The sequence below is a fragment of the Paenibacillus sp. 2TAB23 genome (assembly GCF_052115165.1).
In the GTDB taxonomy this organism is placed as follows: domain Bacteria; phylum Bacillota; class Bacilli; order Paenibacillales; family Paenibacillaceae; genus Pristimantibacillus.
In genome coordinates this window covers 219,858-234,538 of the sequence record NZ_JBFRGD010000011.1, presented here as the reverse complement: position 1 = coordinate 234,538, position 14,681 = coordinate 219,858, and the positions used below count along the sequence as shown (strand labels likewise).

Here is a 14,681-nt window from a genome sequence, read left to right as displayed (position 1 = left end):
GATGGATAAGATTTGGTCAATGCTTTCAGATCCCAATATGCAGTGGATTTTCCTTGGCTGTACGCTGCTTGGCTTAAGCAGCGGCGTAATCGGATGTTTCTCCTATCTGAGGAAGCAAAGCTTGATGGGAGATACGCTCGCACATGCAGCGCTGCCGGGAATTTGCATCGCATTTATGCTTACGGGCATTAAATCGATTGGACTTTTTCTTATTGGCGCAGGTATTGCAGGCGTAGTGGCTACCTTCGGCATTGGTTACATCACAAGGAACTCCAAGCTTAAGCAGGATGCGGCAATGGGGATCGTATTGTCGGGATTTTTTGGCTTAGGCATTGTGCTCCTTACTTTGATCCAGCATGGCGATTATGGCAATCAAGCTGGACTTGATAAATTTCTATTCGGCCAGGCTGCTTCAATGATCGCATCCGACGTTATTACAATGACGGTTGTGTGTGTCTCGCTTATTACGATTTGCACGCTGTTGTTTAAGCAATTCAAAATCATATCCTTCGATCCAGGCTTCGCAAGAGGCCTTGGTTATCCGGTAGCTTTCCTGGAGCAGCTGCTGATGCTTCTTATTGTGGTAGCTGTCGTAGCAGGCATACAAGCGGTAGGAGTCGTACTCGTTGCTGCGCTTCTGATTACACCGGCCGTATCGGCCAGATATTGGACGGATCGCCTTGGACTAATGGTCGTATTATCAGGCGTGTTCGGCGCTGTAAGCGGAGGCATTGGCACATGGATCAGCGCATCGGTTTCGAATTTGCCGACAGGGCCTGTAACCGTGCTTGCGGCAACGCTATTATTTTGCATATCCATTTTATTCGGACCACAGCGCGGATTGGTTGCGAAGCGGCTGCTGCGCCAACGGGTGAAACAACGTTATAACCGCGAGAATGAGCGTCTTCTAGAAGGCAATGTGAAAAAGGAGGCGGCACTATGAGCGACTTTTGGATTCTGCTTACCGGTGCCCTCGTAGCTAGCTGCTGCGGCGTGCTCGGCGTGTTTCTTGTATTGCGGAAAATGGCTATGATCGGTGATGCAATCAGCCATTCGGTCATGCCAGGTATCGTAATCGCGTTTCTGCTAAGCGGCTCACGGGATTCCTTGCTTATGATGTTCGCTGCATTGTTATTCGGGCTGCTGACCACTTTTCTGATTCAAATGTTTCAGCAAAGCGGTATTCAGTCCGATGCTTCTATCGGGGTGGTCTTTACGGCGCTATTCGCTATCGGGGTCGTGCTGGTCAGCTTATACGCCCGTCAAGTGCATCTGGATCAGGATGCGATTCTATATGGCGAGATTGCCTATGTACACTGGAACATTTGGGAGCTCGGCGGCGTGAATATGGGACCCAAAGCAGTATGGCTGCTCGGAATTACGTTGCTCATTATTACGTCCGTGATCGGACTGTTCTATAAGCAATTCAAGCTTTGCGCCTTCGATCCTGCGCTTGCCGCAGCGATAGGCATTCCGGTCGCACTGTTTCATTATTTATTAATGGGCCTTGTATCCATGGCAACGGTCAGCTCCTTCGAGAGTGTAGGCGCAATACTCGTCGTAGGGCTGCTCATCATACCAGCGTCTACAGCCTATCTGCTTACGGACCGACTTGGCGTTATGATTGGGCTTAGCGTCGGGGCAGGCGTAGCCAGCACATTTATTGGCTATGGAGCAGCGGTTGTGCTGGATGCTTCGATCGCAGGCTGCATGGTTTGTGCAGCAGCGCTGCTGTTCGTTATCGCATTTTTGTTCTCACCGTCACATGGCATTGTCATTAAGAAGCTTCGCATGCGTAAGCTTGCCTAAAGGCTTGCCTACAAGGTGTTAGATAGGCCCGCTATCCTGCAATATTATAGGATAGCGGGCCTTTTTGCGTTGATGGGTACGGGGGATATTAATAAACATGGTTGGTTATTTTTTACGCGGATTCATATTCATCCACCAAATTTGCAACTTTTACCCAGTAACTATCGTACTATATTTGGAACATATTAGGATAATGGTAGGGAGAGAAGTTAATGATGAAGGTTTGGTCGAAATTCGCAATCCCGTTCGCAGCTTTTGCTCTTATTTTATCAGGATGCAGCTTTGGCGGGAATGACGAGGGGCAGAGCAAGGATGAGGCAGCTGTGCTTAAGGTGATGTATTACGATGAAGGTGCCTTTTTTCAAGATTACGGCATGGTTTTCTCGGCTTTGTACCCGAATGTAGAAATTGAAGTCGTATCTACACAATCCATATATTCAGGGGAACAAAAGGACTTTGAAGCTGCTTACGATAAGTTTATCGAAGAGAAGCAGCCTGATCTTCTACTGCTTGACCCTGAGAAATTCAAGAATCTGGCGCAAGACGGCAAGCTCTATGATCTGGATGCTGTCATGGAGAAGGAGAAGTATGATACGGAAGGATTAATTCCCGGTATGCTCGATTATTTGCGTGAGCTCGGCGGAGGGCAGCTGTTCGGCATTGCACCGAATTTCTACAGCCAGGTTATGTTCTACAATAAGGACCTGTTCGACCAGTACAAGATTACATATCCGACGGATCGCATGAGCTGGAACGAGGTGATTCAGCTGGCACGCCAATTTCCTACCGAAGGAGACCGGAAGGAGCGTGTCTACGGCCTGAAAATGGGCTACAACGAAGACTTATTCGAGCTGGCAAGCACGCTGGCATCTGCCGATGGCATTAGCTATGTCAATGCTTCGAAGAAAGAGATGACGATCAATACCGATTCGTGGAAGAATGCGGCTCAGACGGCACTGGACGCAATCGGCTCTAATGCGCTGTATTTCGAGAGCATGGATAACGAGGAGTCGAATACGTCGCAGACGTACGAGGATTATTTGCTGAGGGATCCATTCTTGTCCGGACGGTTGGCGCTTGCTATAGGAGACAGTCATTATATTAACCAAATCAAGCAGGCAAGCGAGAACGAGCAGGTCAAAGACAAAATCATAAAAAATTGGGATCTTGTAACGGTCCCGGTAGGGCAGCAAAATCCGGACCAATCGAATATGATTTCCTTTCAGAACCTTTTTGCCATTCGTGCGGAATCACCAAATAAGGAAACGGCGTGGGAGTTTCTCCACTATATTACGAGCGACGAGTACGCGAGAGTGAAGTCCAAATCGAACAATTACAATGGTTTGCCCGTTCGCACGAAATACATATCGGATACAGAAGGACGTAATTATGCGGCATTCTATCGTTTAAAACCAAGCTCCTTCAACAGCTATCGTGATTACGACAAGCTTCCGGAAACCTTCTGGGGTGAATTTAGGGCGGCGACCCAGCAGGAGTTTCAGAAGGTGAAGGATGACAAACAGACGATTAATGAAGCGCTCGACATTTTGCAGGTCAAAGGCCAGGAAATGCTTTTGAAGGAAGCGCCAGTGAATAAAGTTGAGCCTGCGACGAAAGAAGTAACGACCGAGGAGCAAGTGGACTCGATTGTTGAATAACGATTAGCCGTTTATGGAGAAGAAGCATGCTTTCGCGCTCGCGCGGAAGCTGTTTTTATTTCCGATACTCCTTGTGGATAGGAATGAATGTCTATCGTTTGGAATCTGCTGCAAATGTGCTAAAATAATTTACTAGTAGGTTACATCAAGGAACGGCATTTACGAGGAGGAATACAACTTGGGAGATTATAAACTGTTAGCGCTCGATATGGATGGTACGCTCCTCAACGAGCAAAGTGAAATAAGCGCTGAAAATGCGGAATGGATTCAGAAAGCTCTGGATGCTGGCGTGATTGTCAGCTTCTCAACTGGACGCGGCTTTCGGAGCGCGCTCCCTTACGCGGAGCAGCTGAAGCTGGAGACGCCGATGATTACCGTCAATGGCAGCGAAATTTGGCATCGCCCCCATGTTCTGCACAAACGGACGCATTTGAGCCATGTCTATGTACAAAGAATGCATGAACTTGCACTCTCACACGGCGAGCCATGGTTCTGGGCCTATACGGCCGACGATATATTCAACAAAGAGAAATGGATTTCTCCCGCTGATGACTACGCAGCCCATCATTGGCTGAAGTTCGGCTATTACACTGAGGATGACAGCATTCGCGAAAAAATTCTAGCCGAGGTTCAGAGCTGGGGAGCACTCGAAATTACGAATTCTTCTCCTTGGAATCTGGAGCTGAATCCGCTTGGCGTGTCCAAAGCAAGCGCTTTGCAGGAGCTTTGCGGCCTGCTTGATATCGAGATGTCGCAAGTTATCGCAGTGGGCGACAGCTTGAACGATATCGCGGCCATTCGCGAGGCTGGCCTTGGCGTAGCGATGGGCAATGCACAGGAAGCTGTGAAGGAAGCTGCGGATTTCATTACTTTTACGAATAATAAGCATGGGGTTGCGGAGGTTATTAAACGATACATTATGAAAGGATGAGTATCGAATGGATATTTTAGGCTGGACATTAGTAATCATATTGTTCGTTGTCGGCATGGCCGGAGCCATCTATCCCATCCTGCCGGGAGCGCTTGCTATTTACGGCGCATTTTTTATTTATGGATGGTTCTTCTCCTTCAGTGAATTCGGCGTTTGGTTCTGGTTGATCCAAACCATTATCGTAGTCGTACTGTTCGTAGCGGATTACGCGGTTAGCGCTTGGGGCGTCAAACGCTTCGGAGGCTCGCGCGCCTCGGTAATCGGCAGCACGATCGGACTCATATTCGGTCCTTTTGTTATTCCGGCGTTTGGCCTTGTTATCGGGCCGTTTGCAGGTGCCGTTATTGGCGAAATGATTATCGGAACACGCTTTGATAAAGCGCTCAAGGTTGGACTCGGTTCCGTAGTTGGCCTTTTCAGCAGCGTAGTCGTGAAATTTATTTTACAGCTCGCGATGATTGTTTTGTTTGTCCTTTGGCTCGTATTCTAATGGATAAGGTGGAACTGACGATGATTAAAGTAACCGTATGGAATGAATTCCTGCACGAGAAAATCCATGAGGAAGTAAAGAACGTATATCCGGATGGCATCCATAAGGCGCTTGCCAAGGGCATTGCAAACGATGACTTTGAAGTGGCAACGGCAACGCTTGAGGAGCCGGAGCATGGTCTTACAGTCGAACGACTGGCGAATACGGATGTACTAATCTGGTGGGGACATATGGGCCATGACCAGGTTGACGGTGCGATCGTAGAGCGTGTCCAGCAGCGCGTATGGGAAGGCATGGGTTTAATCGTGCTCCACTCGGGCCATTTCTCGAAAATTTTCAAAAAGCTGATGGGTACGAGCTGCGATCTGAAATGGCGCGAAGCAGGCGAGAAGGAGCGGTTATGGGTCGTAAACCCAGCGCATCCAATTGCATCCGGCTTACCCGAGCATATTACGCTGGAGCATGAGGAGATGTACGGTGAGCACTTTGATATCCCTGCGCCGGATGAGCTCGTATTCGTGAGCTGGTTCGAGGGGGGCGAAGTGTTCCGCAGCGGTTGTACCTTTAACAGGGGACAAGGCAAAATCTTCTACTTCCGCCCAGGCCATGAGACGTACCCGACTTACTATAACCCGCAAATTTTGCAGGTCATTCAGAATGGCGTGCGCTGGGCAGCACCATCACACGCAGCGGTGCCGGTTCGCGGCAACCATCAGCCGCTAGAGCCAATTGGCAATAAAGGATAGGGGAGACTTCGAAACACCATCATGTTAAAAAAAGACTCTTTACTAAAAGGCACTATTATTCTAGCTGCAGCTGCGCTGGTTGTCCGTTTCTTAGGCTTGTTCCAGCGCATACCGCTCGATTACATGCTTGGTTCGATCGGGCAGGCAGCGTTCAACTCCGCGAATACGATTTATTTATTGCTGTTGACGATCGCGACGGGCGGCATACCTTTATCGATTAGCAAGATGATCTCACAGCGTTATGCGCTCGGCAGGCCCGACGAGGCGAAACGGATCTACCAAGCCGCTTTAATGTTCGGCGCCGTGACCGGCTTGCTGCTCGCAACCGCCATGTTCGTTCTTGCGCCTGTTTATGAACGGCTGTCGCGAGTCCCGGATTCCGCCGTATCGCTTCAAGCGATAGCGCCTGCGCTGCTGCTGTTTCCGATTATCGCGATGATGCGCGGTTATTTTCAAGGCAGGCAAATTATGGCCGCGGGCGGCATCTCGCAAATTATGGAGCAAATATTGCGGCTCATCGGCGGTATAGGACTAGCCTTTATCGTACTCGGCTTAGGCTGGGGAGATAAGTACGGCGCAGCGGCAGTGGCGTTTGGTTCCGTTCTTGGAAGCATTGGCGCGTTTTCGGTTATGATGTGGTTTGCGAGAAAGCTGAAGAAGCAGGATCGAGATGAAGAGAGCACGATAGCAACAGACAAGGCAGAGAAGCCAAGCTCCAAGCTGCCGTTCCGTACGATTTACCGGGAAATATTCAGAACCTCTATCGCAGCTGTCGTAACAGCAATGACCGTTCAGTTTGTCTATTTCTTCGACCAGTCGTTTTTCATGAGGCTGACAACGGCATTCTACAACCATGATACGGCAATAAAAGTACTGGCAGAGTATACGAATAGAGCGATGGGAATCGCAGGTATTCCGCCCATTCTGGCTATCGCGCTTGGCGCTTCGATCATTCCGGTCATTTCTTCGGCCTATGCCTTGAAGAACATGGAGGAAGTACAGCGGCAATCCTCGCTTGTGATGCGAATCGTATTTTTCACCGGTGTTCCGGTTGCACTGCTGCTTACTGTTGCTTCCTATTCGGTAACGGGACTACTATTCAAAAGCCCGAGCGGCTACGATACGGTTGCTCTACTGACAGCTGGCGCGATTTTTCAAATTACGATGATGATATCGAACTCGATTCTCTACGGCTTGAACAAGCCGAAGCAGCCCATGTACCATACCTTTATCGGGCTTGGCCTGAAGGTCGTCTGCAGCTTGGCGCTAGCGCCGTTCCTTGGAGTTTACGGACTTATTATCGGATCATCGATTTGTTTCATAGTAATTACGCTACTTAACGTAAAAACGATTAACAAAGAGATTAACCTGAACATTCTAGGCAACAAATGGTTTGCATACCTCGCCGCAATCGCGGTGCCTGCGCTTGCAGGCTGGGGGACTGAATACCTCGTGCTGCATATAACGGATGCATGGGCGAACAAAGTGTCATACTTTTTCGCAGCGGCGGTTACATCTATTATAGTAGGCGGCCTTTACCTCATTATGCTGGCAGCGCTTCGGGTGATAACGCCGGAGGATGTCCGCTCATTCCCGGGTCCGCTTCGGAAGGTGCTGACGCTTGTACTGAAGCCCTTCTACAAAAGAGCAGTATAAGCTGCGGATGCTGAAGACAGGACATGTCCCTTAACAAGGAGCATGTCCTGTTTTTTATAGGATAATGGGCATGAAAATATGATTTTGTCAGCTATCCGACATTTTTAAACAAAAGGATATGTTATTCTTTTATTAACACATCAGATTAGTCGGAATAATACGGCTTGCGAAATGAGAGGTGTTGGAGAAGTGGATGAAATAAGCGCACAAAACGGATTCCCTGAGCCTGATCATCACAATGAAACCATTTTGCGTGCCTTTTATAAATACGGAACGAAACGATTGTTTAAAAAAAATGAGTTTATTTTTCAGGAGAACGATCCTCCGGCAGCTGCCTGCTATGTGGAAAAGGGATTAATCAAAATTTCGCAATCTTCGCAGGAGGGGCAAGGCATAACGCTTTTTTTACGCTATCCGGGCGAAGTATTCGGCAATGCGGAGCTTCTTGCGAATGTGTCGCGCAGACGGTATGCGAAATGCTTAACGGACAGCGAAATTCTCACATTCGAAGCAAGGCAGTTTCTGGCTTTGGCCAAAGAGGATCCTGCCTTTTCGTATTCCTTGGCGATCATTACAGCAAGAAGGCTGCTGCAAACGCAAAATATGGTGGAAACGCTGATCAGCCGGCCGGTTGCTTGGCGACTCGGTTGGTTTCTCATCCAGATGGGGAAACGCGAAGAGGGAATTGCCGAGGTACAGCTGCAGCTCAGCCATGAGGAAATTTCATATGTCATCGGATGCAGCCGCCAAACGGTGACGGAGCTGCTGAACAAGTGGCGAGAGAAGGCATTAATCGCGTACGACAAGAAAAAAATTGTTATTTTGGATCCCAGCCGCTTTCTCTTTAACTTATAGAAATGAACATTATACTGTTTGCCACTACTGAATGGGGGTTTTTGCATTGTTTATTCAACAGCAAGAAAAGCTATTGCCAGATTACCATGAGCATCTAAAGGTCATTTTACTTGGAACGGGCACGCCGCGGGCATTTAGCGGTAGAGCCAAATCGGGCATCGCGGTATTGGCGGGAAGCAAAGCTTTTTTGATAGATTGCGGAGGAGCTACAGTTGACCAGCTTATAAAAGCAGGCGTCATGCCGCAGCGAATTGAGAACGTGCTGTTCACGCATCATCACAGCGACCACAACTCCGGTTTCTTTGATGTGTTTATTTCGAGCTGGCGCACGCATGTGCTCCCTGACCGTGTATTCGAGGGACGCTCGGTGCCTATGAATGTATATGGGCCAACGACGACGAAAGAGATTATCGGGAAAATGAGAGAATCCTTTGATTTTGATGCGAATCTTCGCGTCCATTATAATTTGTCAGCCGATCAAGGTGCGAATATTCATTATTTCGAAAACAATGAAGGCGTCGTTTACGATGCGGAAGGCATTCGGATTACCGCATTCGAGGTGGATCATCGTCCTGTTTATCCGGCGCTTGCCTATAAGATCGAATATAACGGAAAGTCTGTCGTCATTTCGGGGGATACGATTCCGGTTGCCAATATGGTTAAGTACAGCCGTGGCGCCGATTTGCTTATCCACGAGTCCTATAATAAAGCATGGCTGGATGAATTGATTGAGAAGTTCCCAGAGCAGGCGCAGTCCTTGTCCAATCCCGCTAAATACCACTCAACGACGCATCAGGTCGCAGAAATCGCAAGGCAAGCGGAGGTCCCGCATCTTGTATTGACTCACCATATTCCGGCACCTATGCCTACGGAGGAAGCGGAAGCGGAATATACGAAAGGGATGAGCGACATTTATCCGAACCGAATTACGATGGGCCGTGATTTAATGGTATTTGAGCTTTAACAATCCATGTAACGGGGGATTCACAGCGGTTTATCCGTATTGCTAGCATGCAAAGAGCTGCCGTGTGGCGGCTCTTTGCCCCTTTAAGGGATGAATAAATGGTGTTGAAAGCTGTGCTTAATGCAAAATGATTGATTTTCGTTTAATCTGGGTTGACAATTCATATCATTCCAATAAGAATGGACTATATATTTGTATATGCAGAAGCCGATTGGCAGCATGAGAATGAATGTATGTGCTGTACTTGTAAGCAAAAATAGGGGGATGCTTAATGATTGACATTGACAAGGTCAGCAAGGAGTTCAACCAACGAGACGGAAGCAGCTTCCTAGCTTTGGAAAGCATAAGCCTATCAATTAAAGAAGGCGAATTTGTATCGCTGCTCGGTCCGTCTGGCTGCGGGAAATCGACGGTGCTGAATTTGATTGCGGGTTTTGATCGGAGTTATCAGGGTGCGATAAAATTAAATGGTGGGGATATCAAGGCACCTGGACCGGATAGGGTCGTTGTGTTCCAGGAGCATGGGTTGTTCCCGTGGTTGACCGTGCTCGAGAATGTAGCGTTTGGCTTAAAGCAGAAGGGTGTAGGGAAGAGAGAACGTTCAGAGCTTGCATTGGAGCAAATAAGGGCCGTGCATTTGAGCAAATTTGCAGACCGTTATCCTCATGAATTGTCCGGCGGCATGAAGCAGCGTGCGGCGATTGCTCGCGCGCTTATTATGAACCCGCAAATTCTGCTGATGGATGAACCTTTTGCCGCGCTCGATGAACAGACGAGACTAGTCCTGCATCAGGAGCTGGAGGATATTTGGCTGCGCACTGGGAAAACCATTTTATTCATTACTCATAATATAAGGGAAGCTGTTATGCTGTCGGACAGGGTCCTTGTCATGTCGACACGTCCGGGCAAGATCAAGAAAGAATTTGTTGTGCAGGCTGCAAGGCCGCGCGACAGCTCAGACCCGCTGCTTCACCATGTAGAGAAATCAATTATGGAATGCCTGGCCGATGAGCTGGAGAAAGTAGTGAAGGAGGAAATGGGCGATGACACCTACAGTCTTAAGAAGAACACTGTTTCTGATCGCAATTTTGGTGGCATGGGAGGCGGCATATAGAATCATCGGCTGGGAGGAATGGAAGTTTCCATCCTTGTTCCAGACGGTAGAGGCTTTCTACAACGGTTTTGCACATGGCCAATTGCTGGACGCCATTCTGAATTCGCTGCGAAGGCTCCTCATCGCATTTGCCATTTCCATTTCGGTAGGCTTATTGCTGGGCTTCATGTTTGCGAGATCCAAAATGATAGACGACACGCTTGGTTTTGTCGTGATCGCCTTGCAGACCGTGCCGAGTATAGCCTGGCTTCCGTTTGCGATTATATGGTTCGGGTTTAATGATAAATCAGTCATTTTCATTACCGCGCTCGGAGCAACCTGGACGATGGCAATCGCAACGCGAACGGGGATCAAAAATATTTCTCCGATATACATTCGAGCAGCACAGACGCTTGGCACCGGCACGGGCTGGCGGATGTTCACGCAAATTTTAATACCGGGTGCATTTCCGCATCTGATGACCGGCATTCGCGTCGCATGGGCTTTCGCCTGGCGGGCGCTTGTTGCCGGGGAGCTGATCGCAAACGGAGCGGGCCTGGGCCAGCTGCTGCAGGACGGCAGGGGTCTTGGCGATACAGCGTTAATGCTCACTGTCGTTATCATTATTGCGGTGCTTGGGACGTTGTCCGATCATTTCTGCTTCAAAAAGCTGGAGGACAAGCTGCTTATTCGCTACGGGTTGGAAAATCAATCTAAATAAAAAAAACATTGACAATTTTAACTATTCCGATAGAATTGGTTGGAGAAGAAAGAGAAAACAATGTTTATGATGAAGGGTAGGAGAAAGAAGTGAAAAAACAGATTAGCCTTATACTAACGCTTGTATTTGTATTGTTATTAAGTGCCTGCGGAGGCAACAACGCTGCGAACAATAATCCACCAGCCGCGAGTAATGAAGCAGAAGYGACGCAAGCGCCTGCGGATGCTCCAGTGAAGCAAGATCCGGTAACGGTTAAGCTAGGCATCTTCAAAAACGTTACTCATGCAGCAGGATATATCGCTTTGGAGAAGGAGTTTTTCCAGAAGCAGCTTGGCGAACACGTAACGATTGAAGTTCAAGCTTTCGATAACGGTTCGGATTTCTCGACGGCTATCGCTACGGGACAAATTGATCTAGGTTATGTTGGTCCAGGTCCTTCTACGAACCAATTTCTTAAAAGCAGTAATTTCCGCGTGATCTCCGGTGCGGATAACGGCGGTGCCGTTCTTGTCGCTGGCAAGGACTCCGGCGTTAGCACCGTTAAAGATCTGGTAGGCAAGACGATGGCCATTCCAACAAAAGGAAGCACGAATGAAATTTCGCTTCGCCTGCTGTTGGAGCAAGAAGGCGTGAAAATTACGACGGACAAAACAGGAGCACAAATCGTTGCCCGTGCACCGGCAGATACGCTTGTCGCGCTTCGTCAGAACGAAGTAGCCGCTACGCTTATTCCAGAGCCTTGGGGCACGCAAATCGAGCAAGAAGGAATCGGCAAAGTAATCGTGCCTTGGGATCAAATTCCGCCAAACAACGGCGACTATCCGCTCGTGATTCTGGTAGCAAGCGACAAGTTTTTGAGCGAGCATCGTGATTTGGCGAAAGCAGCCGTTAAAGCTAATCTTGAAGCGATTGATTTCATCGCGGCAAATCCTGACGAGTCTTATGAGCTTATCAACAAGCGCTTAAGCGAGCTGAGCGGAAAAGGTCTTGATATTGAGCTGATCAAAGCAGCGTTGTCGCATATGCGTTTGACTACCGATGTGAGCCAAGAGGCTATTGAGGAAATGGCTAAGGTTTCAATCGACGCCGGCTATATCAAGGATATTACAGTGGATACGCTTGATCTAAGCAAGTTTCTAGATCTATCCTTGTTGGAAGAAGTGAAAAGTGGCAAATAGACGAACATGCTCTAATTGCGATTGAGATTATAGGTTGCACCAGAAGCGGCATAAGCTGCGTCTGGGTGCAGCCTTTTTTCTTTTTATGCCGTTTTATCCTTCCATAAGCGCCAGATCATGCTATATTTATTTTAGCTTTGGATGGAGGGGGCTTAAAGATGGAGAGAGAGACCATTCTTATGGTGGACGATGAAAAGGAAATATTAAGTTTGATGGATATCTATTTCAGAAATGACGGTTTCACGATGCTGAAAGCGTCCAACGGCGCAGAGGCGCTTGCCATGCTGAACAGCCATAAGGTTGATCTGATTATTTTGGATGTGATGATGCCTGTAATGGATGGTCTTGAGGCTTGCATGAAAATACGTGAGCAAAATCATATTCCCATTATCATGCTGTCGGCGAAGACGCAGGATATAGATAAAATATCCGGACTCAGCCTAGGTGCGGATGAATATGTCACAAAACCGTTTAGTCCGCTAGTGCTGCTAGCGAGCGTCAAATCACATATCAGAAGAGCAAAGCAGTTCCGTTCGGGGTTGATTCCGAATGAGGATGAACTGGTTATCGATGAGCTGGTAATCAATACGGCTAACTACACGGTTACCGTCGATAGCCAAGAGGTTAAGCTTACACCGCGCGAATTCGCCATTCTAAGTCTGCTTGCCGTCAATCGCGGCATTGTGCTGAGCATGGACAAAATCTATGAGAAGGCATGGAATGAACCGTTCATGGATTCGAAAAACACGGTTATGGTCCATATTCGCAAACTAAGAGAAAAAATCGAAAAGGACACCCAAAACCCGAAATACATAAAAACAGTATGGGGAATCGGCTATAAAATGGAGGCGCTGTAAGCTTCCAACTATCCTCGGCAGCTGCAGGCTGACGAAACACTTTGACTTCAGGTGATCATATGAAAAAGAATCCTACTTATACTTGGGCAGCAGCAAGCTTGGCTATTGCCCTGCTTACAGCGCTGCTTGCCCGAATGCTGCTGGCGTTCATGCTTCAGGTTCCGCCTTATAACAAGCCGCTCAAATGGGTAATCGAGCACGTTGGCTCATTGCCAATCATGCTGGCTGTCGCGGTGTTGATCTTTGGCGTTTGTTATATCAAGCTATTTAAACAAAAGCTGGCTTGGTTCCAAGGCGGAGCGAGCAAAGCAGCATTAAATCCCCCTACGAGCCATCCGTTGTTCCGCACAATACGCTGGACTTTTATGGCGGCCTTTCTGCAAAGCCTCGTTCTGATGATATTTTTCGTCATAGCTGGACATCTGCTGGCATATTCTTTAATTCAATATACTTCCTATGATCGCATCTTGATCTGGATGGTCAATCATATGGGCTCGACTCCGATCGCAGCCATGTTCGGCTGTTTATTATTTCTTGCGTTTTTTTTCTGGACGAGCCGCAAGATGATAGCGGATTTGAAGGATATTAGAAATGGCTTGAAGCAAATGGCTGCAGGAAGGCTGGATTATTCGATACCGGTTAAATCGTCCGATGAACTGGGTGAAATCGCAACAAGCATCAATGAGTTAGGCCAGCAATTCAATCAGCTGCTTCAAGAAGAGAGGAATGCGGAGCGATCCAAAAATGATCTAATTACAGGCGTATCCCATGACCTACGAACGCCTTTGACATCCATCCTCGGCTATCTGGAGCTTATCGAGCATGACCGTTATCAGGATGAGGTCGAGCTTCGATATTTTGTAACTATCGCATATGAGAAGTCTAAGCACTTGAAGGGCTTAATTGATGATTTATTCGAATATACGAAGCTGAACAACGATATGCCGCTTGCTTTGATAGAGCTTGATATTGCACGCTTTGCGGCACAGCTTGCCGAAGAATTCGTACCCAGTCTGGAAAAAGCGGATATGAGCTGCCGGATCCAAGCGTCAGCGCAGCGTTTAGTGATTATGGCAGATGGAGATTTGCTCGCAAGAGCCTTCGACAACCTTATGGCAAACGCAATCCAGTATGGCCACAAAGGTAAATTTATTGATATTCAGATCACGAGAACGGATGAGGAGGCTATCGTCAGGTTCATTAATTACGGCGATCCGATCCCCCCTAAGGATATTGCCTATATTTTTGACCGTTTTTACCGGGCTGATCGCTCTCGAACGGCTGAGATGGGCGGAACAGGACTTGGGCTGGCTATAACTCGAAGTATAGTCGAAGCGCATAGCGGGCTGATTTCCGTTAGCAGCACGCCTGCTGAAACCTGCTTTGAAACGAGGTTTCCGATTGCGAAGCTTGTAACTTAAGCATTCCTTAAGCATTTGATAAGCTTATATGAAAGCAGTCGGTAAGATCCTTGCCTTACACTATCCATTAGCTTCAGGATGGAGGAGATGCGGGTTGGATCGGATGAAACAGACTGGAATCGTATTGGCAGTGGCAATCGCAATGCTGGTCGGATGGCTGTTAAAGGAATGTACGCAGTAATAAGTACAATGTATTGCAAAAACCTGTGATTCTATCAAATTCGACAAAATTAGACCTTTCCATACATTTACATTAGATAGAGTCTCCTGTACAATAAATGGAGTTTATCAGTAAAAAAGGC

At 47.9% G+C, this 14,681-nt stretch carries 14 protein-coding genes; all 14 read left to right on the top strand.

Features of this window, described 5'->3' with window-relative positions:
• The first annotated feature begins 1 nt into the window (after position 1).
• The 14 genes from AB4Z29_RS17620 to AB4Z29_RS17555 all read left to right on the top strand — a co-directional run bounded on the left by AB4Z29_RS17620 (position 2) and on the right by AB4Z29_RS17555 (position 14,379).
• Positions 2 to 943, top strand: a complete 942-nt coding sequence (locus AB4Z29_RS17620; RefSeq protein ID WP_441944329.1) for a metal ABC transporter permease — start codon at positions 2 to 4, stop codon at positions 941 to 943.
• Positions 940 to 1,809, top strand: a complete 870-nt coding sequence (locus AB4Z29_RS17615; protein ID WP_441944328.1) for a metal ABC transporter permease — start codon at positions 940 to 942, stop codon at positions 1,807 to 1,809. The genes AB4Z29_RS17620 and AB4Z29_RS17615 overlap by 4 nt, the downstream gene beginning before the upstream one ends.
• A gap of 212 nt (positions 1,810 to 2,021) precedes the next feature.
• Entirely contained in the window at positions 2,022 to 3,467 is a 1,446-nt protein-coding gene (locus AB4Z29_RS17610) for an ABC transporter substrate-binding protein (RefSeq protein ID WP_441944327.1), read from the top strand.
• 178 nt (positions 3,468 to 3,645) lie between these two features.
• Positions 3,646 to 4,398, top strand: coding sequence for a Cof-type HAD-IIB family hydrolase (locus AB4Z29_RS17605; protein ID WP_183559025.1), 753 nt, complete (start codon positions 3,646 to 3,648; stop codon positions 4,396 to 4,398).
• Between the two features lie 7 nt (positions 4,399 to 4,405).
• Positions 4,406 to 4,888 (top strand): DUF456 domain-containing protein, encoded by a 483-nt coding sequence (locus AB4Z29_RS17600; RefSeq protein ID WP_441944326.1) that lies wholly within the window; start codon positions 4,406 to 4,408, stop codon positions 4,886 to 4,888.
• A gap of 20 nt (positions 4,889 to 4,908) precedes the next feature.
• Positions 4,909 to 5,634: a ThuA domain-containing protein gene (locus tag AB4Z29_RS17595; RefSeq protein WP_441944325.1), complete on the top strand. Its 726-nt coding sequence runs from the start codon at positions 4,909 to 4,911 to the stop codon at positions 5,632 to 5,634.
• 21 nt (positions 5,635 to 5,655) lie between these two features.
• On the top strand, positions 5,656 to 7,290 hold the full coding sequence (locus AB4Z29_RS17590; RefSeq protein WP_441944324.1) for a putative polysaccharide biosynthesis protein: 1,635 nt from the start codon (positions 5,656 to 5,658) through the stop codon (positions 7,288 to 7,290).
• Between the two features lie 189 nt (positions 7,291 to 7,479).
• On the top strand, positions 7,480 to 8,145 hold the full coding sequence (locus AB4Z29_RS17585) for a Crp/Fnr family transcriptional regulator (protein ID WP_441944323.1): 666 nt from the start codon (positions 7,480 to 7,482) through the stop codon (positions 8,143 to 8,145).
• A gap of 46 nt (positions 8,146 to 8,191) precedes the next feature.
• On the top strand, positions 8,192 to 9,109 hold the full coding sequence (locus AB4Z29_RS17580; protein WP_441944322.1) for an MBL fold metallo-hydrolase: 918 nt from the start codon (positions 8,192 to 8,194) through the stop codon (positions 9,107 to 9,109).
• Between the two features lie 271 nt (positions 9,110 to 9,380).
• Positions 9,381 to 10,223: an ABC transporter ATP-binding protein gene (locus AB4Z29_RS17575; RefSeq protein ID WP_441944321.1), complete on the top strand. Its 843-nt coding sequence runs from the start codon at positions 9,381 to 9,383 to the stop codon at positions 10,221 to 10,223.
• Positions 10,153 to 10,923, top strand: a complete 771-nt coding sequence (locus tag AB4Z29_RS17570) for an ABC transporter permease (RefSeq protein WP_441944320.1) — start codon at positions 10,153 to 10,155, stop codon at positions 10,921 to 10,923. The genes AB4Z29_RS17575 and AB4Z29_RS17570 overlap by 71 nt, the downstream gene beginning before the upstream one ends.
• An 89-nt stretch (positions 10,924 to 11,012) precedes the next feature.
• Positions 11,013 to 12,101 carry an ABC transporter substrate-binding protein gene (locus AB4Z29_RS17565; protein WP_441944319.1) on the top strand — a complete coding sequence of 363 codons (1,089 nt, stop codon included), beginning with the start codon at positions 11,013 to 11,015 and terminating at the stop codon, positions 12,099 to 12,101.
• A gap of 158 nt (positions 12,102 to 12,259) precedes the next feature.
• A complete protein-coding gene (locus AB4Z29_RS17560; protein ID WP_441944318.1) occupies positions 12,260 to 12,958 on the top strand; it encodes a response regulator transcription factor in 699 nt (232 codons plus the stop codon).
• 365 nt (positions 12,959 to 13,323) lie between these two features.
• Entirely contained in the window at positions 13,324 to 14,379 is a 1,056-nt protein-coding gene (locus AB4Z29_RS17555; RefSeq protein WP_441944355.1) for a sensor histidine kinase, read from the top strand.
• Positions 14,380 to 14,681 lie beyond the last annotated feature (302 nt).